Source organism: Neisseria meningitidis (genome assembly GCF_022869645.1).
Taxonomy (GTDB): domain Bacteria; phylum Pseudomonadota; class Gammaproteobacteria; order Burkholderiales; family Neisseriaceae; genus Neisseria; species Neisseria meningitidis.
This window is the reverse complement of record NZ_CP064367.1, coordinates 93115-114980: the sequence shown is the minus strand read 5'-3', so window position 1 is coordinate 114980 and position 21866 is coordinate 93115. Positions and strand designations below refer to the sequence as shown.

The 21866-nt window shown below is 52.3% G+C and carries 18 protein-coding genes and 1 pseudogene; 7 read left to right on the top strand and 12 right to left on the bottom strand.

From position 1 onward, the window contains the following. Window positions 1-10: 10 nt before the first annotated feature. The 10 genes from IUJ45_RS00500 to IUJ45_RS00455 all read right to left on the bottom strand — a co-directional run bounded on the left by IUJ45_RS00500 (window position 11) and on the right by IUJ45_RS00455 (window position 9270). Window positions 11-1858, bottom strand: coding sequence for a site-specific DNA-methyltransferase (locus IUJ45_RS00500; RefSeq protein ID WP_415752980.1), 1848 nt, complete (start codon window positions 1856-1858; stop codon window positions 11-13). Window positions 1859-2074: 216 nt separating this feature from the next. Then, window positions 2075-2632 carry a peptidylprolyl isomerase gene (locus tag IUJ45_RS00495; protein WP_002249376.1) on the bottom strand — a complete coding sequence of 186 codons (558 nt, stop codon included), beginning with the start codon at window positions 2630-2632 and terminating at the stop codon, window positions 2075-2077. A 64-nt stretch (window positions 2633-2696) separates the two neighbouring features. After that, window positions 2697-3623: a CobW family GTP-binding protein gene (locus IUJ45_RS00490; protein WP_002232543.1), complete on the bottom strand. Its 927-nt coding sequence runs from the start codon at window positions 3621-3623 to the stop codon at window positions 2697-2699. Further along, window positions 3611-4087, bottom strand: coding sequence for a Fur family transcriptional regulator (locus IUJ45_RS00485; RefSeq protein ID WP_002217097.1), 477 nt, complete (start codon window positions 4085-4087; stop codon window positions 3611-3613). Before IUJ45_RS00485 ends, IUJ45_RS00490 begins: the two co-directional genes overlap by 13 nt. A 70-nt stretch (window positions 4088-4157) precedes the next feature. Next, window positions 4158-4613: a low molecular weight protein-tyrosine-phosphatase gene (locus IUJ45_RS00480; protein WP_002233939.1), complete on the bottom strand. Its 456-nt coding sequence runs from the start codon at window positions 4611-4613 to the stop codon at window positions 4158-4160. A 124-nt stretch (window positions 4614-4737) separates the two neighbouring features. Next, window positions 4738-5853, bottom strand: coding sequence for a glycerate kinase (locus IUJ45_RS00475; RefSeq protein WP_002213413.1), 1116 nt, complete (start codon window positions 5851-5853; stop codon window positions 4738-4740). Window positions 5854-5966: 113 nt separating this feature from the next. Continuing rightward, on the bottom strand, window positions 5967-7064 hold the full coding sequence (locus tag IUJ45_RS00470) for a hypothetical protein (protein ID WP_002249377.1): 1098 nt from the start codon (window positions 7062-7064) through the stop codon (window positions 5967-5969). 81 nt (window positions 7065-7145) lie between these two features. After that, entirely contained in the window at window positions 7146-8729 is a 1584-nt protein-coding gene (locus tag IUJ45_RS00465) for a class I SAM-dependent methyltransferase (RefSeq protein ID WP_167459866.1), read from the bottom strand. A gap of 147 nt (window positions 8730-8876) precedes the next feature. Beyond that, window positions 8877-9089 carry a heavy-metal-associated domain-containing protein gene (locus IUJ45_RS00460; RefSeq protein WP_002246238.1) on the bottom strand — a complete coding sequence of 71 codons (213 nt, stop codon included), beginning with the start codon at window positions 9087-9089 and terminating at the stop codon, window positions 8877-8879. A 37-nt stretch (window positions 9090-9126) separates the two neighbouring features. Further along, a complete protein-coding gene (locus tag IUJ45_RS00455; RefSeq protein WP_033911062.1) occupies window positions 9127-9270 on the bottom strand; it encodes a hypothetical protein in 144 nt (47 codons plus the stop codon). 171 nt (window positions 9271-9441) lie between these two features. Here IUJ45_RS00455 and IUJ45_RS00450 point away from each other — a divergent pair. The 4 genes and pseudogenes from IUJ45_RS00450 to IUJ45_RS00435 all read left to right on the top strand — a co-directional run. Then, window positions 9442-9591: pseudogene (locus IUJ45_RS00450) on the top strand (sugar transporter); the annotation flags it as partial. Between the two features lie 129 nt (window positions 9592-9720). Further along, window positions 9721-11157, top strand: a complete 1437-nt coding sequence (locus IUJ45_RS00445) for an MBOAT family O-acyltransferase (RefSeq protein WP_082308597.1) — start codon at window positions 9721-9723, stop codon at window positions 11155-11157. Window positions 11158-11167: 10 nt separating this feature from the next. Continuing rightward, window positions 11168-12151, top strand: coding sequence for a peptidoglycan O-acetyltransferase PatB (gene patB / locus IUJ45_RS00440; RefSeq protein ID WP_002246240.1), 984 nt, complete (start codon window positions 11168-11170; stop codon window positions 12149-12151). Then, window positions 12148-13341 (top strand): SGNH/GDSL hydrolase family protein, encoded by a 1194-nt coding sequence (locus tag IUJ45_RS00435; protein ID WP_002246241.1) that lies wholly within the window; start codon window positions 12148-12150, stop codon window positions 13339-13341. Before patB ends, IUJ45_RS00435 begins: the two co-directional genes overlap by 4 nt. A 260-nt stretch (window positions 13342-13601) precedes the next feature. Here IUJ45_RS00435 and IUJ45_RS00430 read toward each other — a convergent pair whose 3' ends face one another. Further along, window positions 13602-14567 (bottom strand): IS30-like element IS1655 family transposase, encoded by a 966-nt coding sequence (locus IUJ45_RS00430; protein ID WP_002246325.1) that lies wholly within the window; start codon window positions 14565-14567, stop codon window positions 13602-13604. Window positions 14568-14710: 143 nt separating this feature from the next. Here IUJ45_RS00430 and IUJ45_RS00425 point away from each other — a divergent pair, with 143 nt between their 5' ends. After that, on the top strand, window positions 14711-16264 hold the full coding sequence (locus tag IUJ45_RS00425; RefSeq protein WP_002246243.1) for a fatty acid--CoA ligase: 1554 nt from the start codon (window positions 14711-14713) through the stop codon (window positions 16262-16264). 90 nt (window positions 16265-16354) lie between these two features. Here IUJ45_RS00425 and IUJ45_RS00420 read toward each other — a convergent pair whose 3' ends face one another. Continuing rightward, window positions 16355-18382, bottom strand: coding sequence for a BCCT family transporter (locus IUJ45_RS00420; RefSeq protein ID WP_082308596.1), 2028 nt, complete (start codon window positions 18380-18382; stop codon window positions 16355-16357). Between the two features lie 288 nt (window positions 18383-18670). Between IUJ45_RS00420 and IUJ45_RS00415 the strand changes: the two genes are divergently transcribed. After that, window positions 18671-20677 carry a site-specific recombinase gene (locus IUJ45_RS00415; RefSeq protein ID WP_082308595.1) on the top strand — a complete coding sequence of 669 codons (2007 nt, stop codon included), beginning with the start codon at window positions 18671-18673 and terminating at the stop codon, window positions 20675-20677. A 210-nt stretch (window positions 20678-20887) separates the two neighbouring features. Beyond that, window positions 20888-21853: an IS30-like element IS1655 family transposase gene (locus IUJ45_RS00410; protein ID WP_002246325.1), complete on the top strand. Its 966-nt coding sequence runs from the start codon at window positions 20888-20890 to the stop codon at window positions 21851-21853. The last annotated feature ends 13 nt before the right edge of the window (window positions 21854-21866 follow it).

Below are 21866 nucleotides of genomic sequence, written 5' to 3'. Positions count from 1 at the left end.
ACTTTCTCCGTCAAACCCTGATAATCACGTTTAACTCAATTTCTTTTTTATTGGCATAACCGCGAACCGCCTGGTCAAGTTCGTGCTGCATGGCGCTTGCCATATTGCTGCCGAATACAATCACGCGGTTGGGATTGAAAGCCGCATCGTCGTCCAGCTTGCGGATAAACGCCAACAAATCGACGGAAGTAAAACCCTTGTTAAGCAGATACAGCCGCTTTTCGCACAAATACGCCATGTAATCCCCTAACCGCACAGGCTCAACCGGCGTGGTCAGTGCCGCCCCGTCATACAGCGTCCAGGTGGTCAGAAGCGTTTGCAGCTGTTCTTCGCTTAATTCATCGTTAAGCGGCAAATCCGGTTGGTCGGGCGAAAAATCCTTGTCCGGATGCTGCCTGAAATTGTCTGCCGTTTGAAAGATTTTGAAGCCCAAATCGCTGGTGTAATCGGGATGTTCGGTGCGGATTTTGGCGGCGGCCTTTTCTATGCGGGCTTTGGTGATGTCGAAGATGGTTGGGTAGCCCGCTTTATGGGCTTCGGATTTTTCAGCGGTTTTTTCGGGAAGCTGCACGCAGATATAGCGTCGGCTGCCGTTTTGTTCTTCGGCGTTAAGCTGCATGACGGCATGGGCGGTTGTACCGCTGCCTGCGAAGAAGTCTAGGATTAGGTCAGTTTGATTTCCCTTGAAAGTTGCGGAAAGAACTAATCTTTTCAATAAATCTAATGGTTTTGGTGTTTCAAAAGGAGAATAACCTTTTCCAGTTTCAAACAACTCTTCTAATTCACGAATACCATCTTTAGTAAGATTTTTACTTATATTTCCAATATTTAAGATGCTATGAAATTTGGAAAAATCATCGGATACTTTTCTAAGTTTTCCAATAATTGTTTTCCCATAAGACTTCGGAATTAAGATATATTCATTATTTTCAATATCTTTATCAATTTTGTTTTTAAACTCAATTCCTTTTATTTCAATAATATCTTCGTAATGTAAGTTCCCATATTTGCCAAACTGTTCGCGAACGGCATCTTCCTGTATCCAATATAATTCATCATTGATTACAATTTTTTTGCCGCGTATATCTTTTGGTCTTTTTAGATTGTCAAAATGAGTAATATCTTTCGCATAAACTAAAACAGTTTCATGCCCATTTACAACATATTTTGCATTACCACCACCTTCTGATGTATTAACAATTAAATCTTTAATAAAATTCCCTTCCCCAAACACTTCATCGCAAAGCAACTTCAACTGCGCTGCTTCGTTATCATCAATCGAGATAAAAATCACGCCATCTTCGCGCAACAGTTCGCGGGCGACATACAGGCGCGGATACATAAAGGTGAGCCATGCGCTGTGCGAGTTTGAGCCTTTGTCGGTGAAATCTAAAATCCGCGCGGCTTCGTCTTCGTCAATATTCGCCAGGCGGGCAAGTTCGGCTGGGGTGAATTTGCGGTCGTCCTGATAGACAAAGCCGTCCGAGCCAGTGTTGTAGGGCGGGTCGATGTAAATCATCTTCACGCTGTTTGTATAGGCGTTTTTTAAGTGTTTCAACACTTCTAGATTGTCGCCACGAATCAGCAGGTTTTGGCTGCCTGCATTTTCGGGCTTGGCGTTGTGCGTCTTATCTTCACTTATCAGGGTTTCGGGCGGCAGGTTGCGAAGCAGGCGGGCATATGATTTGCCCAGCCAGTTCATTTCGTAAAATTCGCGTCCGATGTCGGTCTGTGGCGCAATTTCGGCTTGTAATCTGTCGATAAGGAAATTTCCGTCTGCGTCAAAACAGGCGGGAAACAGTTTTTTGAGCTGTTCGAGTTGGGTAGAGTTGGCGGTAATGCCGTCTGAAGTGTAGATTGCCTCGGTGTTCGCCCCGGCTGTGTCGCTTAGATCAGGGCTTGGCTTGGCTTGGCTTGGCTTGGCTTGGCTTGGCTTGGCTTGGCTTGGCTTGGCAGCATTTTAAAATCCTCGGTTTGAATTTGTCAATATCAACTGTCTGTTTTAAAATATTTTTTTACTTTAAACGGCGTTTTTTGGGAAACGGGCGACGCCGTCTGAACGTCTGTCTGCGTGTTACTGCCCGACAACAACGCGACGGATTTTGACGGGCTGTACGGGTACGTTTTGATAAAAGCCGCGCGTGGCGGTTTTGACGCGGGCGATTTTGGAAACGGTGTTCATGCCGCTTTCGACCCTGCCGAAAACGGTATAGCCGTATTGTCCGTTTTTGTAGTTGAGTGAATCATTGTCCGCCAGATTGATAAAGAATTGGCTGGTGGCGGAATCCGGATCGGCCGTCCGCGCCATGGCGATGGTGCCGACAGTGTTTTTCAAGCCGTTGCCGGATTCGTTGGCAACGGCCTTATCGCTTGCCTTTTGTGCCAAGTCCTCGGTAAATCCGCCGCCTTGGATAACGAAGCCGCCGATGACGCGGTGAAAAATCGTATTGTCGTAAAAGCCTTTTCGGGCATAGCGCACGAAATTAGCAACGGTTTTGGGGGCTTTGGACTCGTCCAAAACCAAACGGATATTGCCCATATCGGTTTCCATCAAAACATGGGTTGCCGCCATAGACGGCAGGGAAACCGCCAAAAGCAGCGCGGTTAAAACGGTTTTGAATTTGGGTTTCATCCCGTCCTCCTAAAGCCTTCAGACGGCATTTTCATTTCATATGCCGTCTGAAAGCGCGTGAACGCTATTCCAATGCGTCTTTGAGCTTTTGTTCGATTAAATCCGCATCAAACGATTTGGCAATCAATTCAAAACGCGAATCGCGCCGCCATGAGACTTGGTTCGCGCCCCACTGTCCGTCTACCCAGTTGAGCCACACCCACGTTCCCAATACTTGAAACACGCCTTTGGCGCGGACGAGTCCTTCGGTCATTTTGGGCAGGTCGTTGAAAAAGTTGGTCAGCTTTTCGCCGTCGAAATCGCGTCCGGCGGGGAATGTGAAACCTTGCGACTGGAAGCCCATGGTGTTGTCCGGCAGGGCTTTGAGGCGGTAGCGTGATTTTTCGATGACGGGAATATCGAGCCACCGGATGTCGAGTTGTGCGTTTTGGACTTCGACCACTTTGGCTTTGGGCGGGAACAGTTTTGCCGCTTTGTCGTGAAATTCGGCAAGCTGTTCGGTGGTGCATAAATCGGTTTTGCTGGCGACCAATACGTCGCAGATGCCGATTTGGTCTTTATACAACGCCTGTTGCGCGTAATCGGGGTTGATGAACTGGCGCGGATTGACGACGGTAAAGACGGCGCCGATTTCCAAAAGGCTGTCCAGCGGTTTGGCTTTGAGTTCGTCGATGACGCTGGCTGCGTGAGCCAGTCCGCTTGCTTCAATCATCAGGCGGTCGGGCTTGGCGTCGCGCAGCATTTTCTGCACGGTTACGCCCATTTGCGGGCCGGCGGTGCAACACAAACAGCCGCCGGCGATTTCTGCCACAGGGATGCCGTTGTCGCTCAATACCGCGCCGTCAATACCGATTTCGCCGAACTCGTTGACGATGATGACCCATTTTTCGTTCGGGTCTTTTTGCGCCATCAGGCTTTTGAGCGCAGTGGTTTTGCCTGTTCCCAGAAAACCTGAAATCAGGTGGACTTTGGTTTTTTTCACTTCTGACATTTTTTACAAATCCCAGTTAAAACAACGTGTTCTTCTTTCAGCGCAAAGCCGCTTTCGGCAACGCCTGCGCGCAGTGCCGCCCACTCGTGGCTGAGGGTTTGCTCGTCCGCCGTGCCGCATTCGGTGCAGACCAAAATAAACGCGCTGTGGTGCGCTTCGGCTTCTTCGTGGTCGTGGCAATGGTCGTCGCACTCGTGCTGCGCGTGGCTGCACAAAATATAGCCGTTGACCGCCGCCACTTTGTGCAAAACGCCCTGCTCCGCCCAAAAATCAAGGGCGCGGTAGGCGGTAGGCGGTGCAAGCACGCCCTCGCTTTGCTGCTGCATCTGCGACAAGACGTTGTAGGCTTTAATCACGCCGCTTTGCTGCAAGACAATATCTAATACCTGCTCGCGCAAAGCGGTTACCTGCAAGCCTTCGCTGCGTGCCTGTTCGATAATTTTCTGTTTGAAATTTGTTTTCATAAATTCCCTGTTTATGCCGTCTGAACAACCGATACGGCAGGAGGCGGTTTTATATTTGTATTCAATTGCTTTATTTGGAAATCTTTTCCAACAATGCCCGACAGCCCGCATCCGCAAGCCTGAAGGTTTCTTCAAAATCGCCCGTGTACCACGGATCGGGGACATGGTCGTAACCGCTTTCGGGTATCAGGTCGGTCAGCTTGAATATTTTTTCCGACCGCCTGCCGAAGGTTCTTTCCAATTCGGACAAATTCTTGCCGTCCATCGCGATGATGCAGTCAAACGCCACCGCATCGCTTTGGCGGATTTTGCGGCTGGTAAAGCCTGAAGCATCGATACCGTGTTTTTTCAATATCTTTGCCGTCTCGCGGTGCATATCTTCGCCGTCGTGCCAGCCCGATGTCCCCGCGCTGTCCGCTTCAAGGGGAATGCCCGCTTCGGCGGCGCGGCGGCGCAAAATGTATTCCGCCATCGGCGAACGGCAGATGTTGCCGAGGCAGACAAAAAGGATTTTCGGTTTTTTCATATCCCCTCCCTGTTCCGGCGCGATGCCGTCTGAAGCGGAAACCCTTTCAGACGGCATCGGTCGGTTAATCGTAACCGCATAAGGCAGAACCAGCCAAAACATCCATCTGGAAGAAATGGTTTGGCTAAATCTTAGGCATATTTAATAAGTGTCCAATATTAGAAGCCGTATGCTCCAAATAGAGACTGGCATTTTTCAAACTATCTTCTAAAGGTTCACTTTTCTCCAAAATAGAAAAGGCAGCTTGGATATTTTCAAATGGCAGGGAAGGCAAATCTTCAACGAGACTGCCACAAATAGCGACAACAGGAACTCCGACAGGGGTTCTTTTTGCTACACCAATAGGCGCTTTCCCTGCTAAACTTTGACGATCTAGTCTTCCTTCACCAATGATAACCAAGTCAACATCTGACACTTTCTTATCAAAGTCAATCAAGTCCAGGCAGGTGTCAATTCCAGATACGATACTTGCCTGAGCAAAGGCGCACAAACCACCAGCGATGCCTCCACCAGCTCCTGCTCCTTTAAGTTTTAATGTTGCAGGGGAGACTTTTTCATAAAAATCTTGTATTGCCTGATCTACGGCCTCAAACATAGTAGAATCCAACCCTTTTTGCTTGCCAAACGTATAGGTCGCACCTTGGTGTCCACATAAGGGACTCACAACATCTGCTAAAATACGAATGTGAACATCTTCAGGAATTTCATAGCGATTTTCTGTTGAAACAGAAGCTAGGTTTAGTAAGGATTGACCGCAAACGGGTAAGGTATTTCCATCCTCATCATAAAATTGATAACCTAAACCAGCAGCAATCCCAATACCTCCATCATTACTGGCCGTACCGCCAACGCCAATATAGATTTCTTTAATTTCTTGACTAATGAGGTGGCGAATCAATTCTCCAATACCACGAGTTTGGATTTGTAATGGATTTCGTTTCTCTAGCGGGATTTTTCCAAGACCAACCAAATCAGCAACTTCGAATAGGGCTAGTTGTTCTTTTTGAAAATAGCGCATGACTTCTTTTTGTCCAAAAGGTCCTGTCACTTGGAGACATTTTTCTTCTAGGTCAAGAGAATGTCGGATAGCATCTACAGTGCCTTCTCCCCCATCACCGACAGGACAGAGGAGACATTCCACATCTGCTATCGATTGTTGGAAGCCTCTTTTTATTGCTTCAGCTACCTGTTGAGCTGTCAAGCTTTCCTTAAACGAATCCGGTGCAATTACAATCTTCATATTTATAATTCATCCTTTCGTTTCACTCAAGGCACAACACAGAATGAAAAAGTGTTGTGCTCTTTATTTTGATTTATTATAGAAATGAGAAAGCCTATCACTACTACAAATCACTATGCGCTGAAAAACGGATTGTGCCCTTCCCGTTTCAATGCTTCCGCATAGCTCGGGATGTTTTCCTGTTCGCCCAAGGCATTATGCAACAGGTAAACGTGTTCCACGCGGCATTCTGCCATTAAATCCAAAAAATTTTGCTGAACAACGCCAATATTGTCGGTAAAGGAAAGCTGCCACGAAAACACCTGCGGCACGACTTCAAACGCGCCGTCGGTCGCATTAAACCCGAATAAAACCTGTCCGCCCGCCTTTGCCGCAGCGACCACGCCGACGCGCGGACTCTGCATACGGACGGCGCGTATCGCGTTTGCCGCAAACACATCCATCGCCATACGCTGGCGCGTGTGGCTGCCGTCTGAAAGCGCGCGTACCGGAGAATCCGGGGAAAGTGGATTGGCAAACAGCGTAACGCCTTCCGATGCAAGATTTTCCTGCCATACCTGCATTAAGGGCAGGCCTGCCTGAAGAAGGTTCTGACCCAATGCCGTCTGAACCTTGCCGCTGCCGAAACCCAGCGCGTAAACGACGTGGACGGACTGCCCTTCGGGCAACAGCAAAGGGCGCGGGGCGAAACGGCGTAAGTGTTGCGCCGCCGCTTCGGTATTTTGTTTGGCACGCCACCACTCATCCGGCGCGACCGCACTCAAATCGGACGAATGCACAAGATAAGGCAGCCATTGCGTCTCTTGCGTCAAAACGCGCAGGTGCGGATAGTTTTGCAGGCAGGCAAACAATGCCTCCGTCGGCAGCTTCATCTCGATTGCCCGTTCTTTCTTGCAGCCGGACACCAGCACGACCGGCAGGGCGAACCACTGCACTTCGCCTTCTTTCTCGCAATCGAGTACCGCGTTCACACTGGAAAGCAGCGCGGCATAAGTTCCGGCATCGGGCGACATCGTCAGCGCGAGGGAAAGGTTGATATAGTGGTTTTGCTCAAGCATTCCCCTGATTTCGGTTTGAAGTTGGCCGGACGAGAGTTTGCGCGAAGCCTGGGAAGAATTATGCGCCAACTGGTAGGCATTGAGCAGCAGGTGGTTCTTAATCGGATTTTGGGGATACGGGCGCGTATCGGGCAAGGTAAATGTCTGGTTCATATATGTCGTGTACCGCTTTTCGCAGTGTGTGTTTTTCCTGTTTGAAAATATATCGGACGGATTGCCGTCGGGACTTGCCCGTCAATCCGCCGAAACGAGAAAATGCCTGTCTGCCAAGTCTGCCAATATTTCTTCCACATACACTTCGGCAGGCGGATGGAATGTCAAACCGTCGGGCGTGGTGCTGACGATGTTCAAGTTTTCGGCAACCGTTTCAATCAATGCCTGTTTGCTCGTCGGCCGCGACAATTGCCGCATAATGTACAAATGCCCGTACCCGAATGAGGGGGTGCTTTCGTTGTAACGGTTGGCAGGCTGGACAAACGCTTCCGCGCCGTGTTCCACAAAGGCGGCGGCATAATCTGTAAAACGCGCCGGCACATAGGTTTTATGGTCTTCAAAAAATGGTTTGCCCGCATTGTCTGATGAAACAGAAAAACGCCCGAGAATGGTTTGCAATAAAAGCTGGGAATTGATTTTCATGCGGTCAAATTCCAGACCGGGAAATCGGCGGGCGAGATTTTCCGCAACATCTTCCGTTTTAAACGCCTCTCCGGTTTTCATCACATCGCGTATGCCCGAAAGCAGGGTATCGTTTTCATCAAAGTCGATTGTTTCTCCTCTTGCCGGGCGGAAATTCAAACTTTCTATCACTTCGACGGCAACCGACTCGTCACGCCTGACAGTATCCCCGACTTCCTCACGGCATAAAAGCGAACGGCGGAATTGGCGGTCGGATAAAATATCGCTGTAAAATTCTTTGGCAATATAATCGCCCCCTGCCAATGCCAGAATCCGCTCCCGCGTATGCTCCGCCATCCAAGAAACAAAAGACGCGTGCAAATCGGTATCCCCGATATATGCGAGCCTGTGGCGATTAGCCCATTCGATGAAGCCGTTGACGTAAATCGGGTCGTTAAACGCCTCCATATATTCGTGTGCGATGTAATAAAAATTATGATTCAATATTTTTTGAATCGCCGGAAGTTTGCCGCCGCCGTCCAAGCCCTTGTCGTTTTCCAAAATTTCCGCCAGCGCCTTGAGCGCGTCCAAGCCTTTCCGCGTCCGCGCTTCCAAGGGTTCTTCAAGCACATCCCTGCCGGCAAAGTACATAATTTCGCGCAACTGCTCCTGCCGTTTCCAGCCCGGGTAAACATTGTATGAAATATAGGCAATGCCGTGTTCGGTCAGGTTGTTCCGGCAAATCGAAAAAATTTTGTCTTTAACTGCGTCAGGCACCCACGACCAAATGCCGTGGACGATGATATAGTCGAACTTCCCGAATGATTCATCGACGGTCAAAATATCTTTTTCTTCCAGACGCACATTTTTCAAGCCCATTTTTTCAATGATGGCGTTGCCCTGTGCAACCTGCCTGCCGGACAGGTCGATACCGGTAAATTCCGCATCCGGGTAATAAAGTGCCTGCGTGATGATGTTTCCGCCCATCGAACAGCCCAGCTCCAAGACCTTGGCATTGGCGGCGGGCGCGGGCTGCAAGCCCATCAGGCGGGCGCGCGCCTCCAAATTATTGATGGCGGTTTGAGAGAATGCGCCGGATTCGTACATCAAATCATCATATGAATTTTTGATGTCGGACACGTCCGGCGCACCGTTTTTCGTTACAGTGCGCGCAAAGGCGGCTTTATTCTTTTTGTTCGGCATATTTTGTTTGTCTGAAGGCACTATTGCCCGCAAGTTTAACCAATTCATCCTACCCGTTCAACTAAATCAAATGCCATCTGAAGGCGCGGAGCGTACTTCAGACGGCATCGGGGAGGCGCGAAGGCTTCAGACGGCATTTTTGCCGCTTTATTTCAACGCGGCATCATAGCCGCCGTCTTCAACGGCTTCAATCAACGCCCCTGCATCGGTTTGCGCGGGATCGTATCCGACGGTCGCACTTTTGTTTTCAAGGCTGACTTCGACGCTTGCCACGCCTTTGACGCTTTCCAATATCCGGGTAACGCTTTTAACGCAGCCGCCGCAGTTCATGCCGCCGATGTCGAGAAGGAGGGTTTCCATGATTTTTCCTTTCGTTGGTACTGCATTCTGACGGGCGTTATTGTAAGTCGGAGCGTGAACCTGGGCAAACACGGAAACGGTGCGGCGGTTTGGAAAAATACTGACGCTTGCGCATAATGGCGGCAATTCCCATCAGGACAACAAAAATGAACGCTTCGCAAAAACCCTGGTTGAGCATCATCGCCTTGGCAATCGGCGCATTTATAGTGGATTAACAAAAACCAGTACGTCGTTGCCTCGCCTTAGCTCAAAGAGAACGATTCTCTAAGGTGCTGAAGCACCAAGTGAATCGGTTCCGTACTATTTGTACTGTCTGCGGCTTCGTTGCCTTGTCCTGATTTTTGTTAATCCACTATACAACGTCGGTATCGGCAGCGGCGCACTGTTGGGACATTGGGTAACGCAATATGTCGGCATTTCCCGTATCGGCATTGCCGGTATGCTGACGGCGGCGGCAGGTTTGTGGGTCTGCCTGAATTTGAACCGCCATATCCGAACCTGACCGCGCGATGCCGTCTGAAGCCCCTCCTGCCCTTCAGACGGCATTTTGATTGAAGAAATATCCGCCCCTGCTTAAAATAACGGGCTTTGCCGTGTTTTAACGCCTATTTTTTTGTTCCAAGGATGGTTTATGCCGCTGCTGTCTGTCGAGTTCGCACTGTTCTTTCTCGCCTTCCTGCCGATTTACTGGGGCTTGGCGAAATACCCGTCCGTCCAAAACCTGCTGCTTTTGGCTGCCGGTATGGGCTGGCTCTACCATATCAGCCCCGTATTTGCGGCAATCGTCGTCCTTTATTCCTCCTGCGTGTACCTTTTGGGCGAACTGCTCCGTTCCGATCGCGAAAATACGCGCCGTTTCTGGCTGGGGTGCGGCATTGCCGCCTCGCTGACCGTCTTGGGCTTTTTCAAATATTTCGACTTTTTCCGCCCGATGATTGCCCAATATGCCGGACAAGGCGGCGCAATCGACATCCTGATGCCGCTGGGGCTTTCCTATTACACCTTCCAGTCGCTCGCCTATTTGGTTTACTGCTTCCGCGCCCCGCACGCCGCGCGTTTCAGCTGGCACGAGCTGCTGCTGCACCTGAGTTTTTTCCCCACCGTTACCTCCGGCCCGATTATCCGCGCCGCCGCATTCAAAAGCGCGGACGGCGAGCAGGCGGGCGCACTGGCGCAAATCCGTACCCGCCAACCGCGTTCGCCCGTCCGCCCCGCACTCGCCGTTTCCCTGATTCTTCTGGGCATTGCCAAAAAATGGTGGCTGGCGGGGATGCTGGCGGAAAACTGGGTGTCGCCCGTATTTGAAAACCCCGCCCAATTCGACGGCTGGAGCGTATTGGCGGGCGTGTACGGCTATACCTTCCAACTCTTTTTAGACTTTTCCGGATATTCCGATTTGGTTATCGGCATGGCAATGCTGCTGGGCTTTAGGCTGCCTAAAAACTTCTCCGCACCGCTTCGTGCTTTAAACATCCGCGCATTTTGGGACAAATGGCACATCAGCCTTTCCACCTGGATACGCGACTACATCTACATCCCCTTGGGCGGCAGCAAAAAAGGCTTTTTGCGGACACAGTTCAACCTGATGGCGGCGATGGTACTCTCAGGCATCTGGCACGGCTACGGCTGGAATTTCCTCATTTGGGGCGCGCTGCACGGCACGGCACTGGTGCTGCTCAACACGGGCGACCGCTATTTCGGACGCAACGCACTATGCCGTCTGAAATACCTCGCACCGCTCTCGTGGCTCATCACCTTCCATTTTGTCTGCCTGACCTTCGTCGTCTTCAATACCGCAAACCCCGACGATGCAGGCGCAGTTTTCAGTGCCCTCTTTGCTAATACCAACGGCTGGAATGCGCCGCAACAGGCAGACATGCTGCTGCTTGCCTCGTTTGCATCCGCCATGCTGCTCTACCCTTACCTGCAACGCGCTTTCGACGGCGCGGTCAAAGGTTTGGAAAAAATCCCGATGTGGCTGTGGTTTATCCCCGTTTCCGCCGTCCTGCTGCTGATTATCGTATTGGCCCCCTCGGGGATACCCGGCTTTATTTATGCCAATTTTTAAGGGTTTGGACATGAAAAACTTTCTTTCCCTTTTCGCCTCCATACTGATGTCTGCCCTGATTGCCGTGTGGTTCAGCCAAAACCCCATCAACGCCTACTGGCAGCAGACCTACCACCGCAACAGCCCGCTCGAACCGCTTGCCGCCTACGGATGGTGGCGGAGCGGTGCGGCATTGCAAGAAAACGCCTACGCCCTTTCAGACGGCATCAAAGCCTTCCTGTCCGGCGAAACGCCGCCGACGGCTCAAGACGGCGGTTCGGCAGATATGCCGTCTGAAGCCGCCGCACCCGAAACCGCCCCTCAAACTGGCGAAACAGAATGGAAACAAAACACCGAAGCCGCCGCCGTCCGAACAGGGGACAAAGTCTTTTTCGCCGGCGACTCGCTGATGCAGGGCGTTGCACCCTTCGTGCAAAAAAGCCTGAAACAGCAATACGGCATCGAATCCGTCAACCTCAGCAAACAAAGCACGGGGCTGTCCTACCCCTCATTCTTCGACTGGCCGAAAACGATTGAAGAAACCCTGAAAAAACATCCCGAAATCAGCGTGCTCGCCGTCTTCCTCGGTCCGAACGACCCGTGGGATTTCCCCGTTGGCAAACGCTACCTCAAATTCGCTTCCGACGAATGGGCGCAAGAATACCTGAAACGCGTCGACCGCATCCTTGAAGCCGCACACACGCACTACGTCCAAGTCGTCTGGCTCGGCATCCCCTACATGAAAAAAGCCAAGCTCGACGGACAGATGCGCTACCTAGACAAACTGCTTTCGGAATATTTGAAAGGCAAAATCATCCTGATTCCCACCGCGCACACCCTGAGCGGCGGGAAAGACCGCTACACCGACTCCGTCAACGTCAACGGCAAACCCGTCCGCTACCGCAGCAAGGACGGCATACACTTTACCGCCGAAGGACAAAAACTGCTGGCGGCAAAAATAATGGAAAAAATCGTTTTTGAACCAAGTACGCAACCATCAAGTACACAGCCATGAACCCCAAACACCTCATCGCATTTTCCGCCCTATTCGCCGCCACGCAGGCAGAAGCCCTACCTGTCGCCTCAGTCAGCCTCGACACCGTTACCGTTTCCCCGTCCGCCCCCTACACCGATACAAACGGGCTGCTGACCGACTACGGCAACGCCTCCGCCTCGCCTTGGATGAAAAAACTCCAATCCGTCGCACAAGGCAGCGGCGAGACCTTCCGTATCCTGCAAATCGGCGACTCGCATACCGCCGGCGACTTCTTTACCGACAGCCTGCGCAAACGCCTACAAAAAACTTGGGGCGACGGCGGCATAGGCTGGGTTTACCCCGCCAACGTCAAAGGGCAGCGCATGGCGGCCGTCCGGCACAACGGTAACTGGCAAAGCCTCACCAGCAGGAACAACACCGGAGACTTCCCGCTCGGCGGCATCCTCGCCCACACCGGCAGCGGCGGCAGCATGACCCTGACCGCATCGGACGGCATAGCAAGCAAGCAGCGCGTTTCCCTGTTTGCCAAACCCCTGCTTGCCGAACAAACCCTGACCGTCAACGGCAACACCGTCTCCGCCAACGGCGGCGGCTGGCAGGTACTGGATACGGGCGCGGCACTGCCCCTGACCATACACACCGAAATGCCGTGGGACATCGGCTTCATCAACATCGAAAATCCCGCCGGCGGCATTACCGTTTCCGCGATGGGCATCAACGGCGCACAATTAACCCAGTGGTCGAAATGGCGTGCCGACCGTATGAACGACCTTGCCCAAACCGGCGCCGATCTAGTCATCCTTGCCTACGGTACCAACGAAGCCTTCGGCGACAACATCGACATTGCCGATACCGAACAGAAATGGCTGGATACCGTCCGCCAAATCCGCGACAGCCTACCTGCCGCCGGCATCCTCATCATCGGCGCGCCCGAATCCCTGAAAAACACGCTCGGCGTATGCGGCACACGCCCCGTCCGCCTGACCGAAGTCCAACAGATGCAGCGGCGCATCGCCCGTCAGGGGCAGACGATGTTCTGGTCTTGGCAAAACGCGATGGGCGGCGTTTGCAGCATGAAAAACTGGCTCAACCACGGATGGGCCGCCAAAGACGGCGTACACTTTTCCGCCAAAGGCTACCAACGGTCGGCGGAAATGCTCGCCGACAGCCTCGAAGAACTCGTCCGCTCCGCTGCAATCAGGCAATAATCGGACAGGAGGCGGACGGTATTTCCGCAACAGGGGGATGCCGTCTGAAACGCATACCTTCATATTGCTTCAGACGGCATAGCCACCCCGCGCACGGTTTGCCGGACGCAACCGGCATTCGCCTCAAGCATCGGAAGGACGGGGGCGAACCTCCGGCATACGGCGCAAAGGCGGCGTTTGATATGCCGTCTGAAGGCAAAGATGATAAACTGCCGCCTTCCGTTTTCAGACGGCCTTGGATTCGGATTTCAAGTGCAACACTAGTGTATTAGTGGTTGGAACAGATTCAAGAATAAAACACTTGGCGTTTCGTAGCCAAGTGTTTTTCTTGGTCGGTGGTTCAACTCATCTTGAACCCTGCGTATCTCCCGATCACTGATGTTACGGAAATCGGTTTGTTTGGGGAAGTATTGCCGGATGAGTCCGTTGGTGTTCTCATTCAGCCCTTTCTCCCAAGAATGGTAAGGGCGACAAAAATAAGTCTCCGCTTTCAATGCTTTGGTTATTTTGGTGTGTTGGTAGAACTCTTTGCCGTTATCCATGGTAATGGTGTGCACCCTGTCTTTATGTGCCTTTAATGCCCTAACAGCTGCCCGGGCAGTGTCTTCGGCCTTGAGGCTATCCAATTTGCAGATGATGGTGTAGCGGGTAACGCGTTCGACCAAGGTCAATAATGCGCTTTTCTGTCCTTTGCCGACAATGGTGTCGGCTTCCCAATCGCCGATACGGGATTTTTGGTCGACGATAGCGGGTCGGTTTTCTATGCCGACACGGTTGGGTACTTTGCCTCTGGTCCATGTGCTGCCGTAGCGTTTGCGGTAGGGTTTGCTGCATATTCTGAGATGTTGCCACAACGTGCTGCCGTTGCTTTTGTCTTGGCGAAGGTAGCGGTAAATGGTGCTGTGGTGGAGCGTGATCTGGTGGTGTTTGCGCAGGTAGGCGCATACTTGTTCGGGACTGAGTTTGCGGCGGATAAGGGTGTCGATGTGCTGAATCAGCTGCGAATCGAGCTTATAGGGTTGTCGCTTACGCTGTTTGATAGTCCGGCTTTGCCGCTGGGCTTTTTCGGCGCTGTATTGCTGCCCTTGGGTGCGGTGCCGTCTGATTTCGCGGCTGATGGTGCTTTTGTGGCGGTTCAGCTGTTTGGCGATTTCGGTGACGGTGCAGTGGCGAAACAGGTATTGGATGTGGTATCGTTCGCCTTGGGTCAGTTGCGTGTAGCTCATGGCAATCTTTCTTGCAGGAAAGGCCGTATGCTACCGCATACTGGCCTTTTTCTGTTAGGGAAAGTTGCACTTCAAATGCGAATCCGTCGGCATATTGTTTTCAAATGAGGGCGTTCTCCGTCCGCAACCATAAAGGAAGTTTCATGAACCGGACTTATGCCAATTTCTACGAAATGCTGACCGCCGCCTGCCGCAAAAACGGCAACGGCACGGCAGTGTTCGACGGCAAGGAAAAAACCGCCTACCGCGCGCTCAAGCAGGAAGCCGAAGCCGTTGCGGCGTATCTGCAAAATATCGGCGTGAAGTTCGGCGACACGGTCGCGCTGGCGGTTTCCAATTCCACGGAATTTATTACCGCCTATTTCGCCGTATCCGCCATCGGCGCGGTTGCCGTACCGATGAACACATTTTTGAAAAACAGCGAATACGCGTATATCCTGAACGACTGCAAGGCGCGCTTCCTGTTCGCCTCGGCCGGCCTGTCAAAAGAATTGGCGGGCTTGAAGGCGCAAACGCCCGTCGAAAAAATCATTTGGACGGGCCAAAGCCGTCCGGACGGCGAAATGGCGGAAGGCGATGCCTTTTTTGAAGACGTGCGCCGCTTCCCCGAAAAACCCGACTTGGGCCGCCAACCCCGGATAAATGATTTGGCACACATCATCTACACCTCCGGCACGACGGGGCATCCCAAAGGTGCGCTAATCAGCTACGCCAACCTGTTCGCCAACCTGAACGGCATCGAACGCATCTTTAAAATCTCCAAGCGCGACCGCTTTATCGTTTTCCTGCCGATGTTCCACAGCTTCACGCTGACGGCTATGGTGCTGCTGCCGATTTATATGGCGTGTTCGATTATTTTGGTCAAATCCGTTTTCCCCTTTTCCAACGTTTTGAAACAGGCACTGCTCAAACGCGCGACCGTGTTTTTGGGCGTGCCCGCGATTTACACCGCGATGAGCAAGACGAAAATCCCTTGGTATTTCAGATGGTTCAACCGCATCCGCCTGTTTATCAGCGGCGGAGCACCTTTGGCGGAACAAACCATCCTCGATTTCAAAGCCAAGTTCCCCCGCGCCAAATTGCTGGAAGGCTACGGACTGAGCGAAGCCTCGCCCGTCGTCGCCGTCAATACGCCCGAGAGGCAAAAAGCCCGCAGCGTCGGCATCCCCCTGCCCGGTTTGGAAGTCAAAGCCGTCGATGAAGAATTGGTCGAAGTGCCGCGCGGCGAAGTGGGCGAACTGATCGTCAGGGGCGGTTCGGTGATGCGGGGCTACCTCAATATGCCTGCCGCCACCGATGAAACCATCGTCAACGGCTGGTTGAAAACGGGCGATTTCGTTACCATAGACGAAGACGGCTTTATCTTTATCGTCGACCGCAAAAAAGATTTGATTATTTCCAAAGGTCAAAATGTCTATCCGCGCGAAATCGAAGAAGAAATCTACAAACTCGATGCCGTCGAAGCCGCCGCCGTCATCGGCGTGAAAGACCGTTATGCCGACGAGGAAATCGTCGCCTTCGTCCAATTGAAGGAAGGTATGGATTTGGGCGAGAACGAAATCCGCCGCCACCTGCGTACCGTGCTGGCAAATTTCAAAATCCCCAAACAAATCCACTTTAAAGACGGGCTGCCGCGCAACGCTACGGGCAAGGTATTGAAACGGGTGTTGAAGGAGCAGTTTGACGGAAACAAATGAACGCCGTGCCGTCCGAAGCCCCGTCCGGCAAAAAAAATGCGGTGAATCTGCTTCACCGCATTTTTTTGGCAAACGCCGGAGCGAGGATATTTACTCTGCCAATTCCACCTGCTCGTGCGCCATCAGTTCCTGACCGACATCATCCAACAACATCAAATAACGTTCGTAGTTTTTCAAAATGTCGGCAATCAGCTCGTCCTTGTTCATATACTGCACATCGTACCCGACGCGCCCGTCGAAAAAATAAGCGTAGGGTTTGTAAGTTGTCTGATGCCGGATATGCGGCAGCTTGCCGTCGTTAATCAACTGGTCGGATACATCCTGCCCGACAGACTTAATCCCGTACATAAAATCGCGCATCGTCTCTTTCCGAATGACGAACTCGATTGCGGGCTCGTCCTGATGAAACATCTTATCGACCCGGACGCTCAAGCCGTATTCTTCCGAAAGCTCCCGTTGTAACTCGTGCATAGCGGGCGATGCGGTATGTTTGAGGAATTTTAAAATATCCTGCTCCTGCGTCTGGCTCATTATCTGCACCAGCCGTTCTTTCCACTTGCCGCCCGTCCAAAATACACTGGTAGGGTTAACCCGGGTCTCAAAATATTTCTTATCCGCACTCAATCCTTTCCACAGGCTGAAACACATTATCAGCATCAGCAGGGCAAACAGCAGGGAAACAATCAGGGTCATAGACTGCAGGTTGCCGAGTCCGCCCGAGCGCATCAGCAAAACGGCAACGGCAGACATCAGCACGCCCCACATAACCGCCTGCCACCGTGGCGCGCTCAAGCCTTTGTCCCGAGAGGTAATATTGTTCAGGACATAAATCCCGGAATCGGCAGAAGTTACAAAAAACAGAGAAATGACCAGCAGGCTGACGATGCTCGTCAATTCGGGCAGGGGGAGGTAATTAAAGAATTTAAAAAGCAGCGTTTCCGGAGAGGAGGTCATCTTTTCGAGCACTCCCCCCGCAACCCCGTCATTCAGCCAAATCGCCGTATTGCCGAAGACGGTAAACCACAAAACGCCGAACAGGCCGGGGATGAGCAAAACCCCGAAGACAAACTCGCGGATGGTGCGCCCCTTTGAAATGCGCGCGATAAACAAACCCACAAACGGCGCCCAAGAACACCACCACGCCCAATAAAGCACCGTCCAAGATTCAAACCACGGCTTGTGTTCCCGTTCGTACGCATAAGTTTTAAAACTGAGGCGCACCAGATTTCCGAGGTAGTTCCCTATGTTGTCGCCGAATGCCGACAACAGGTAAACAGTGGGACCCGCCGCCAAAACAAAAAACAGCAGCAAAAACGCAAGACCCAGGTTCAACTCGCTCAACACCTTCACACCCTTCCCCACGCCGGATATTGCCGAAACGACGGCGAGGGACATGACGGCGGCGATAATCAAAACCTGCACGCTGAAGCTGTTTTCGGCAATCCAGCCTATTTCCTGCAATCCGGCGCCCAGTTGCGAAGCCCCGAACCCCAATGTGGTGATGATGCCGAAAAAAGTAGCAAGCAACGCCATAATATCAATGGCATCGCCGAACCTTCCGGAAATTTTTTCTTTCAACAGGGGGTAAAAACAAGAACGCAGGGCAAGCGGCAGCTTGTAGCGGAAACCGAAATAAGCCAAAGCCAATGCAATCGTACCGTACACCGACCAAGCGTGAACGCCCCAATGGAACACCGTGTGCAGCAATGCCTGCTGCTGCCTGTGTTCCGGCGTGCCGGCCGTAATGTCCGAAAAATAATGCATCAACGGCTCTGCCACGCCGAAAAACATCAGACCCACGCCCATCCCGGCCGCAAACAGCATCGCCAGCCACGACAGGAAGCCGAATTCCGGCACATCTTCATCCCGTCCGAGCCTGATGTTTCCCAAACTGCTGACCGAGAGTATCAGCAGGAAACCCAGAAAAATGGAAAACGTTAAAACATAAAACCAGCTGAACTCGGTAAAAATGACTTCTTTTGCCCGATCGAGCCACATCTGCACCTGATCCGGCACGGTTAAAACCAATACCACCAAAACACACACAAAAAACAAAGTCGTCAAAATAACCATCGGATTAAATGACGTTCGGCGTTCTATAAATTCAGACAGGGACAAACCTTCTCACTCCTTTGTTAAAAACAGACAAACCCGGTCATCGGGCAAAGCGGTCAAAACCTGCCGGTAAAATACCGGCTTCCGGATGACGAAATGCACAAACCGGCCGAAATTGTTATAATCGAAAAAATTAAAAATCAATACGGATTATTCTATCAGATTGATTTATCGATATTTATTATATCATTAATATAGTTTGATTTCAAACCGGCGGAAAATGCGCCGCCCACCGCAGGCGCGCCCTCCCCGCTATCGGGGCGTTTAACGCCGGATTGCCGATGCGGTACAATGGCTGATATGAAGAAAATTACCCCTCAAAACCTGCGCCCCCTGCTTTCGGAAAGCTTGGGACATACCGATTTTGTCAACGTCCTCAACGCACTGATTAAATTTTTGCGCCGTGGCGGCAAAAAATGTGCGGGGGAACGTTTCGACCTGATTATCGACACATTCAAACAAGACAGGGAATTACTGTCCCGCTTCAGCCGGTGTTTTTACATCTGGCTCGCGCAAATACACATTTATCCGGCACTCATCAAACTCGGCATCTTCTCGCGCTACAGCTTTGCCCGGGAAATGGGCATACGCATCTACGAACGCTTCAGCCCGTCATATAAAGATTTTGCCAACTTGGGCGAAGTCTTCCTTTATCTTTTCCATTCCGAAAACGACGACAAATGGCTGCAAACGCTCAATATCCGCCAATGGCTGGTTTTATACGAACTCATCCGGAGCCACGCCGAGCCGTCCAAATTGCAGACGGCGGGCATCCGCCTTGCCGATGCGCGTTTGCGCGCCATCGAAATGCTGTCTGTCTGGACGGCATCCGAAGCCATCGAACCCGACCTCATCCGCATCGCCCCGCGCCTGCTGGAAGCCGATTCTTCCTTCGTCGCCCTCCAACGCGAAACCGCCAAACTGGTCGAACACTACCGCAACGGCACCACGCCTTACGACACCGCCCACCTCGAAGTGATGTTCGACCAATGTTTCAGCCAGATTGACTATTTGCGCCGCAAAGGGACGGGCGCCGGCTCCGGTTCGTCGGTCAAAGTCGCCCACCTGCTCGAACGGCTCCGGCAGACCGTAGACCGTCTAAAGCTGCTCACCGACATCCAAACCGGTGCCGGCAACAGCAACCGCCTGACCATCGCGCTGATGAACTCCCTCATCTACGCGGCGGTCGAACAATACAGCACCCGCCACCTGCGCCGCAGCAGCATCCGTATGCTCGCCCGCAGCATTACCGAAAACAAAAGCCACCACGGCGAACACTACATCACCCGCAACCGCAAAGAATATTTCAAAATGTTCTACTCGGCGGCAGGCGGCGGCATCATCATCGCCCTGATGGCGCTGCTCAAAATCCGCATCGGCACACTCGGCCTCAGCCCCTTCCTGACTTCCTTGTCGGCTGGGTTCAACTACGGCATCGGCTTTATGATCATCCATATGCTGCACTGCACCGTCGCCACCAAACAGCCCGCGATGACTGCCGCCAGCTTTGCCGAACAGGTCGACCTCAACGAAGGCGGCAAAGCGGTGGACAACAAACTCGCCAAGCTCCTCATCGACGTATGCCGCTCCCAAAGTGTCGCCGTCTTCGGCAACGTTTCCATCGCCATCCTTTTGGCGTGCGCCATATCGTTCGGCTATGCCCATCTGCACCAACAGCCCATACTCGATGTCCACACCGCCGCCTACCAGTTCAAATCCATAGACATCATCGCTTACCCGACGCTGTGGTATGCCGCCATTGCAGGTCTGTGGCTGTTCTGCTCCGGCATCATCGCAGGCTTCTTCGACAACCGCGCCGACTACCTCAACCTGCGCCAACGCCTGCCCTTCAACCCCTTGCTGCGTAAAATAATGCGCCCCGGACCCCGCCGCGTCCTCGCCGCCTACATCCACAAACACTACGGCTCACTGGCAGGCAACTTCATCTTCGGGATGCTCTTGGGTATGACCGGCTATTTCGGACACCTCCTCGGGCTGCCGCTGGACATCCGCCACGTCGCCTTTTCCTCCGCCAACCTCGGCTATGCCGCCGTCAGCGGCAACGTCGGTTTGGGCACGTTCGTACTCGGCATTTTCAGCGTCCTCGCCATCGGCCTGGTCAACCTCTGCGTCAGCTTCAGCCTCGCCCTCTTCGTCGCCCTGCGCTCGCGCGGCACGAAAATCGGCAGCATCCGCAATCTGATTAAGAGTTTTTGGAATCAGATTAAAAGCAATCCCTGCATACTTTTCCTCCCGCCCGCCAAAGAACAGGGACATCCTCCTTCGGACAAGCCTTGACCGGCAATGCCGTCTGAAGCGGGATTCGCCCCGAATACCGCCCTGATGCGGGAAATCCCCATAAAAGGATGCAAAAATGCCGTCCGAACCGAAACGTGGTTCAGACGGCATTTTAAAAGGGGGGCGGATTCGCATTTGAAGTGCAACTTTCCCTAACAGAAAAAGGCCAGTATGCGGTAGCATACGGCCTTTCCTGCAAGAAAGATTGCCATGAGCTACACGCAACTGACCCAAGGCGAACGATACCACATCCAATACCTGTTTCGCCACTGCACCGTCACCGAAATCGCCAAACAGCTGAACCGCCACAAAAGCACCATCAGCCGCGAAATCAGACGGCACCGCACCCAAGGGCAGCAATACAGCGCCGAAAAAGCCCAGCGGCAAAGCCGGACTATCAAACAGCGTAAGCGACAACCCTATAAGCTCGATTCGCAGCTGATTCAGCACATCGACACCCTTATCCGCCGCAAACTCAGTCCCGAACAAGTATGCGCCTACCTGCGCAAACACCACCAGATCACGCTCCACCACAGCACCATTTACCGCTACCTTCGCCAAGACAAAAGCAACGGCAGCACGTTGTGGCAACATCTCAGAATATGCAGCAAACCCTACCGCAAACGCTACGGCAGCACATGGACCAGAGGCAAAGTACCCAACCGTGTCGGCATAGAAAACCGACCCGCTATCGTCGACCAAAAATCCCGTATCGGCGATTGGGAAGCCGACACCATTGTCGGCAAAGGACAGAAAAGCGCATTATTGACCTTGGTCGAACGCGTTACCCGCTACACCATCATCTGCAAATTGGATAGCCTCAAAGCCGAAGACACTGCCCGGGCAGCTGTTAGGGCATTAAAGGCACATAAAGACAGGGTGCACACCATCACCATGGATAACGGCAAAGAGTTCTACCAACACACCAAAATAACCAAAGCATTGAAAGCGGAGACTTATTTTTGTCGCCCTTACCATTCTTGGGAGAAAGGGCTGAATGAGAACACCAACGGACTCATCCGGCAATACTTCCCCAAACAAACCGATTTCCGTAACATCAGTGATCGGGAGATACGCAGGGTTCAAGATGAGTTGAACCACCGACCAAGAAAAACACTTGGCTACGAAACGCCAAGTGTTTTATTCTTGAATCTGTTCCAACCACTAATACACTAGTGTTGCACTTGAA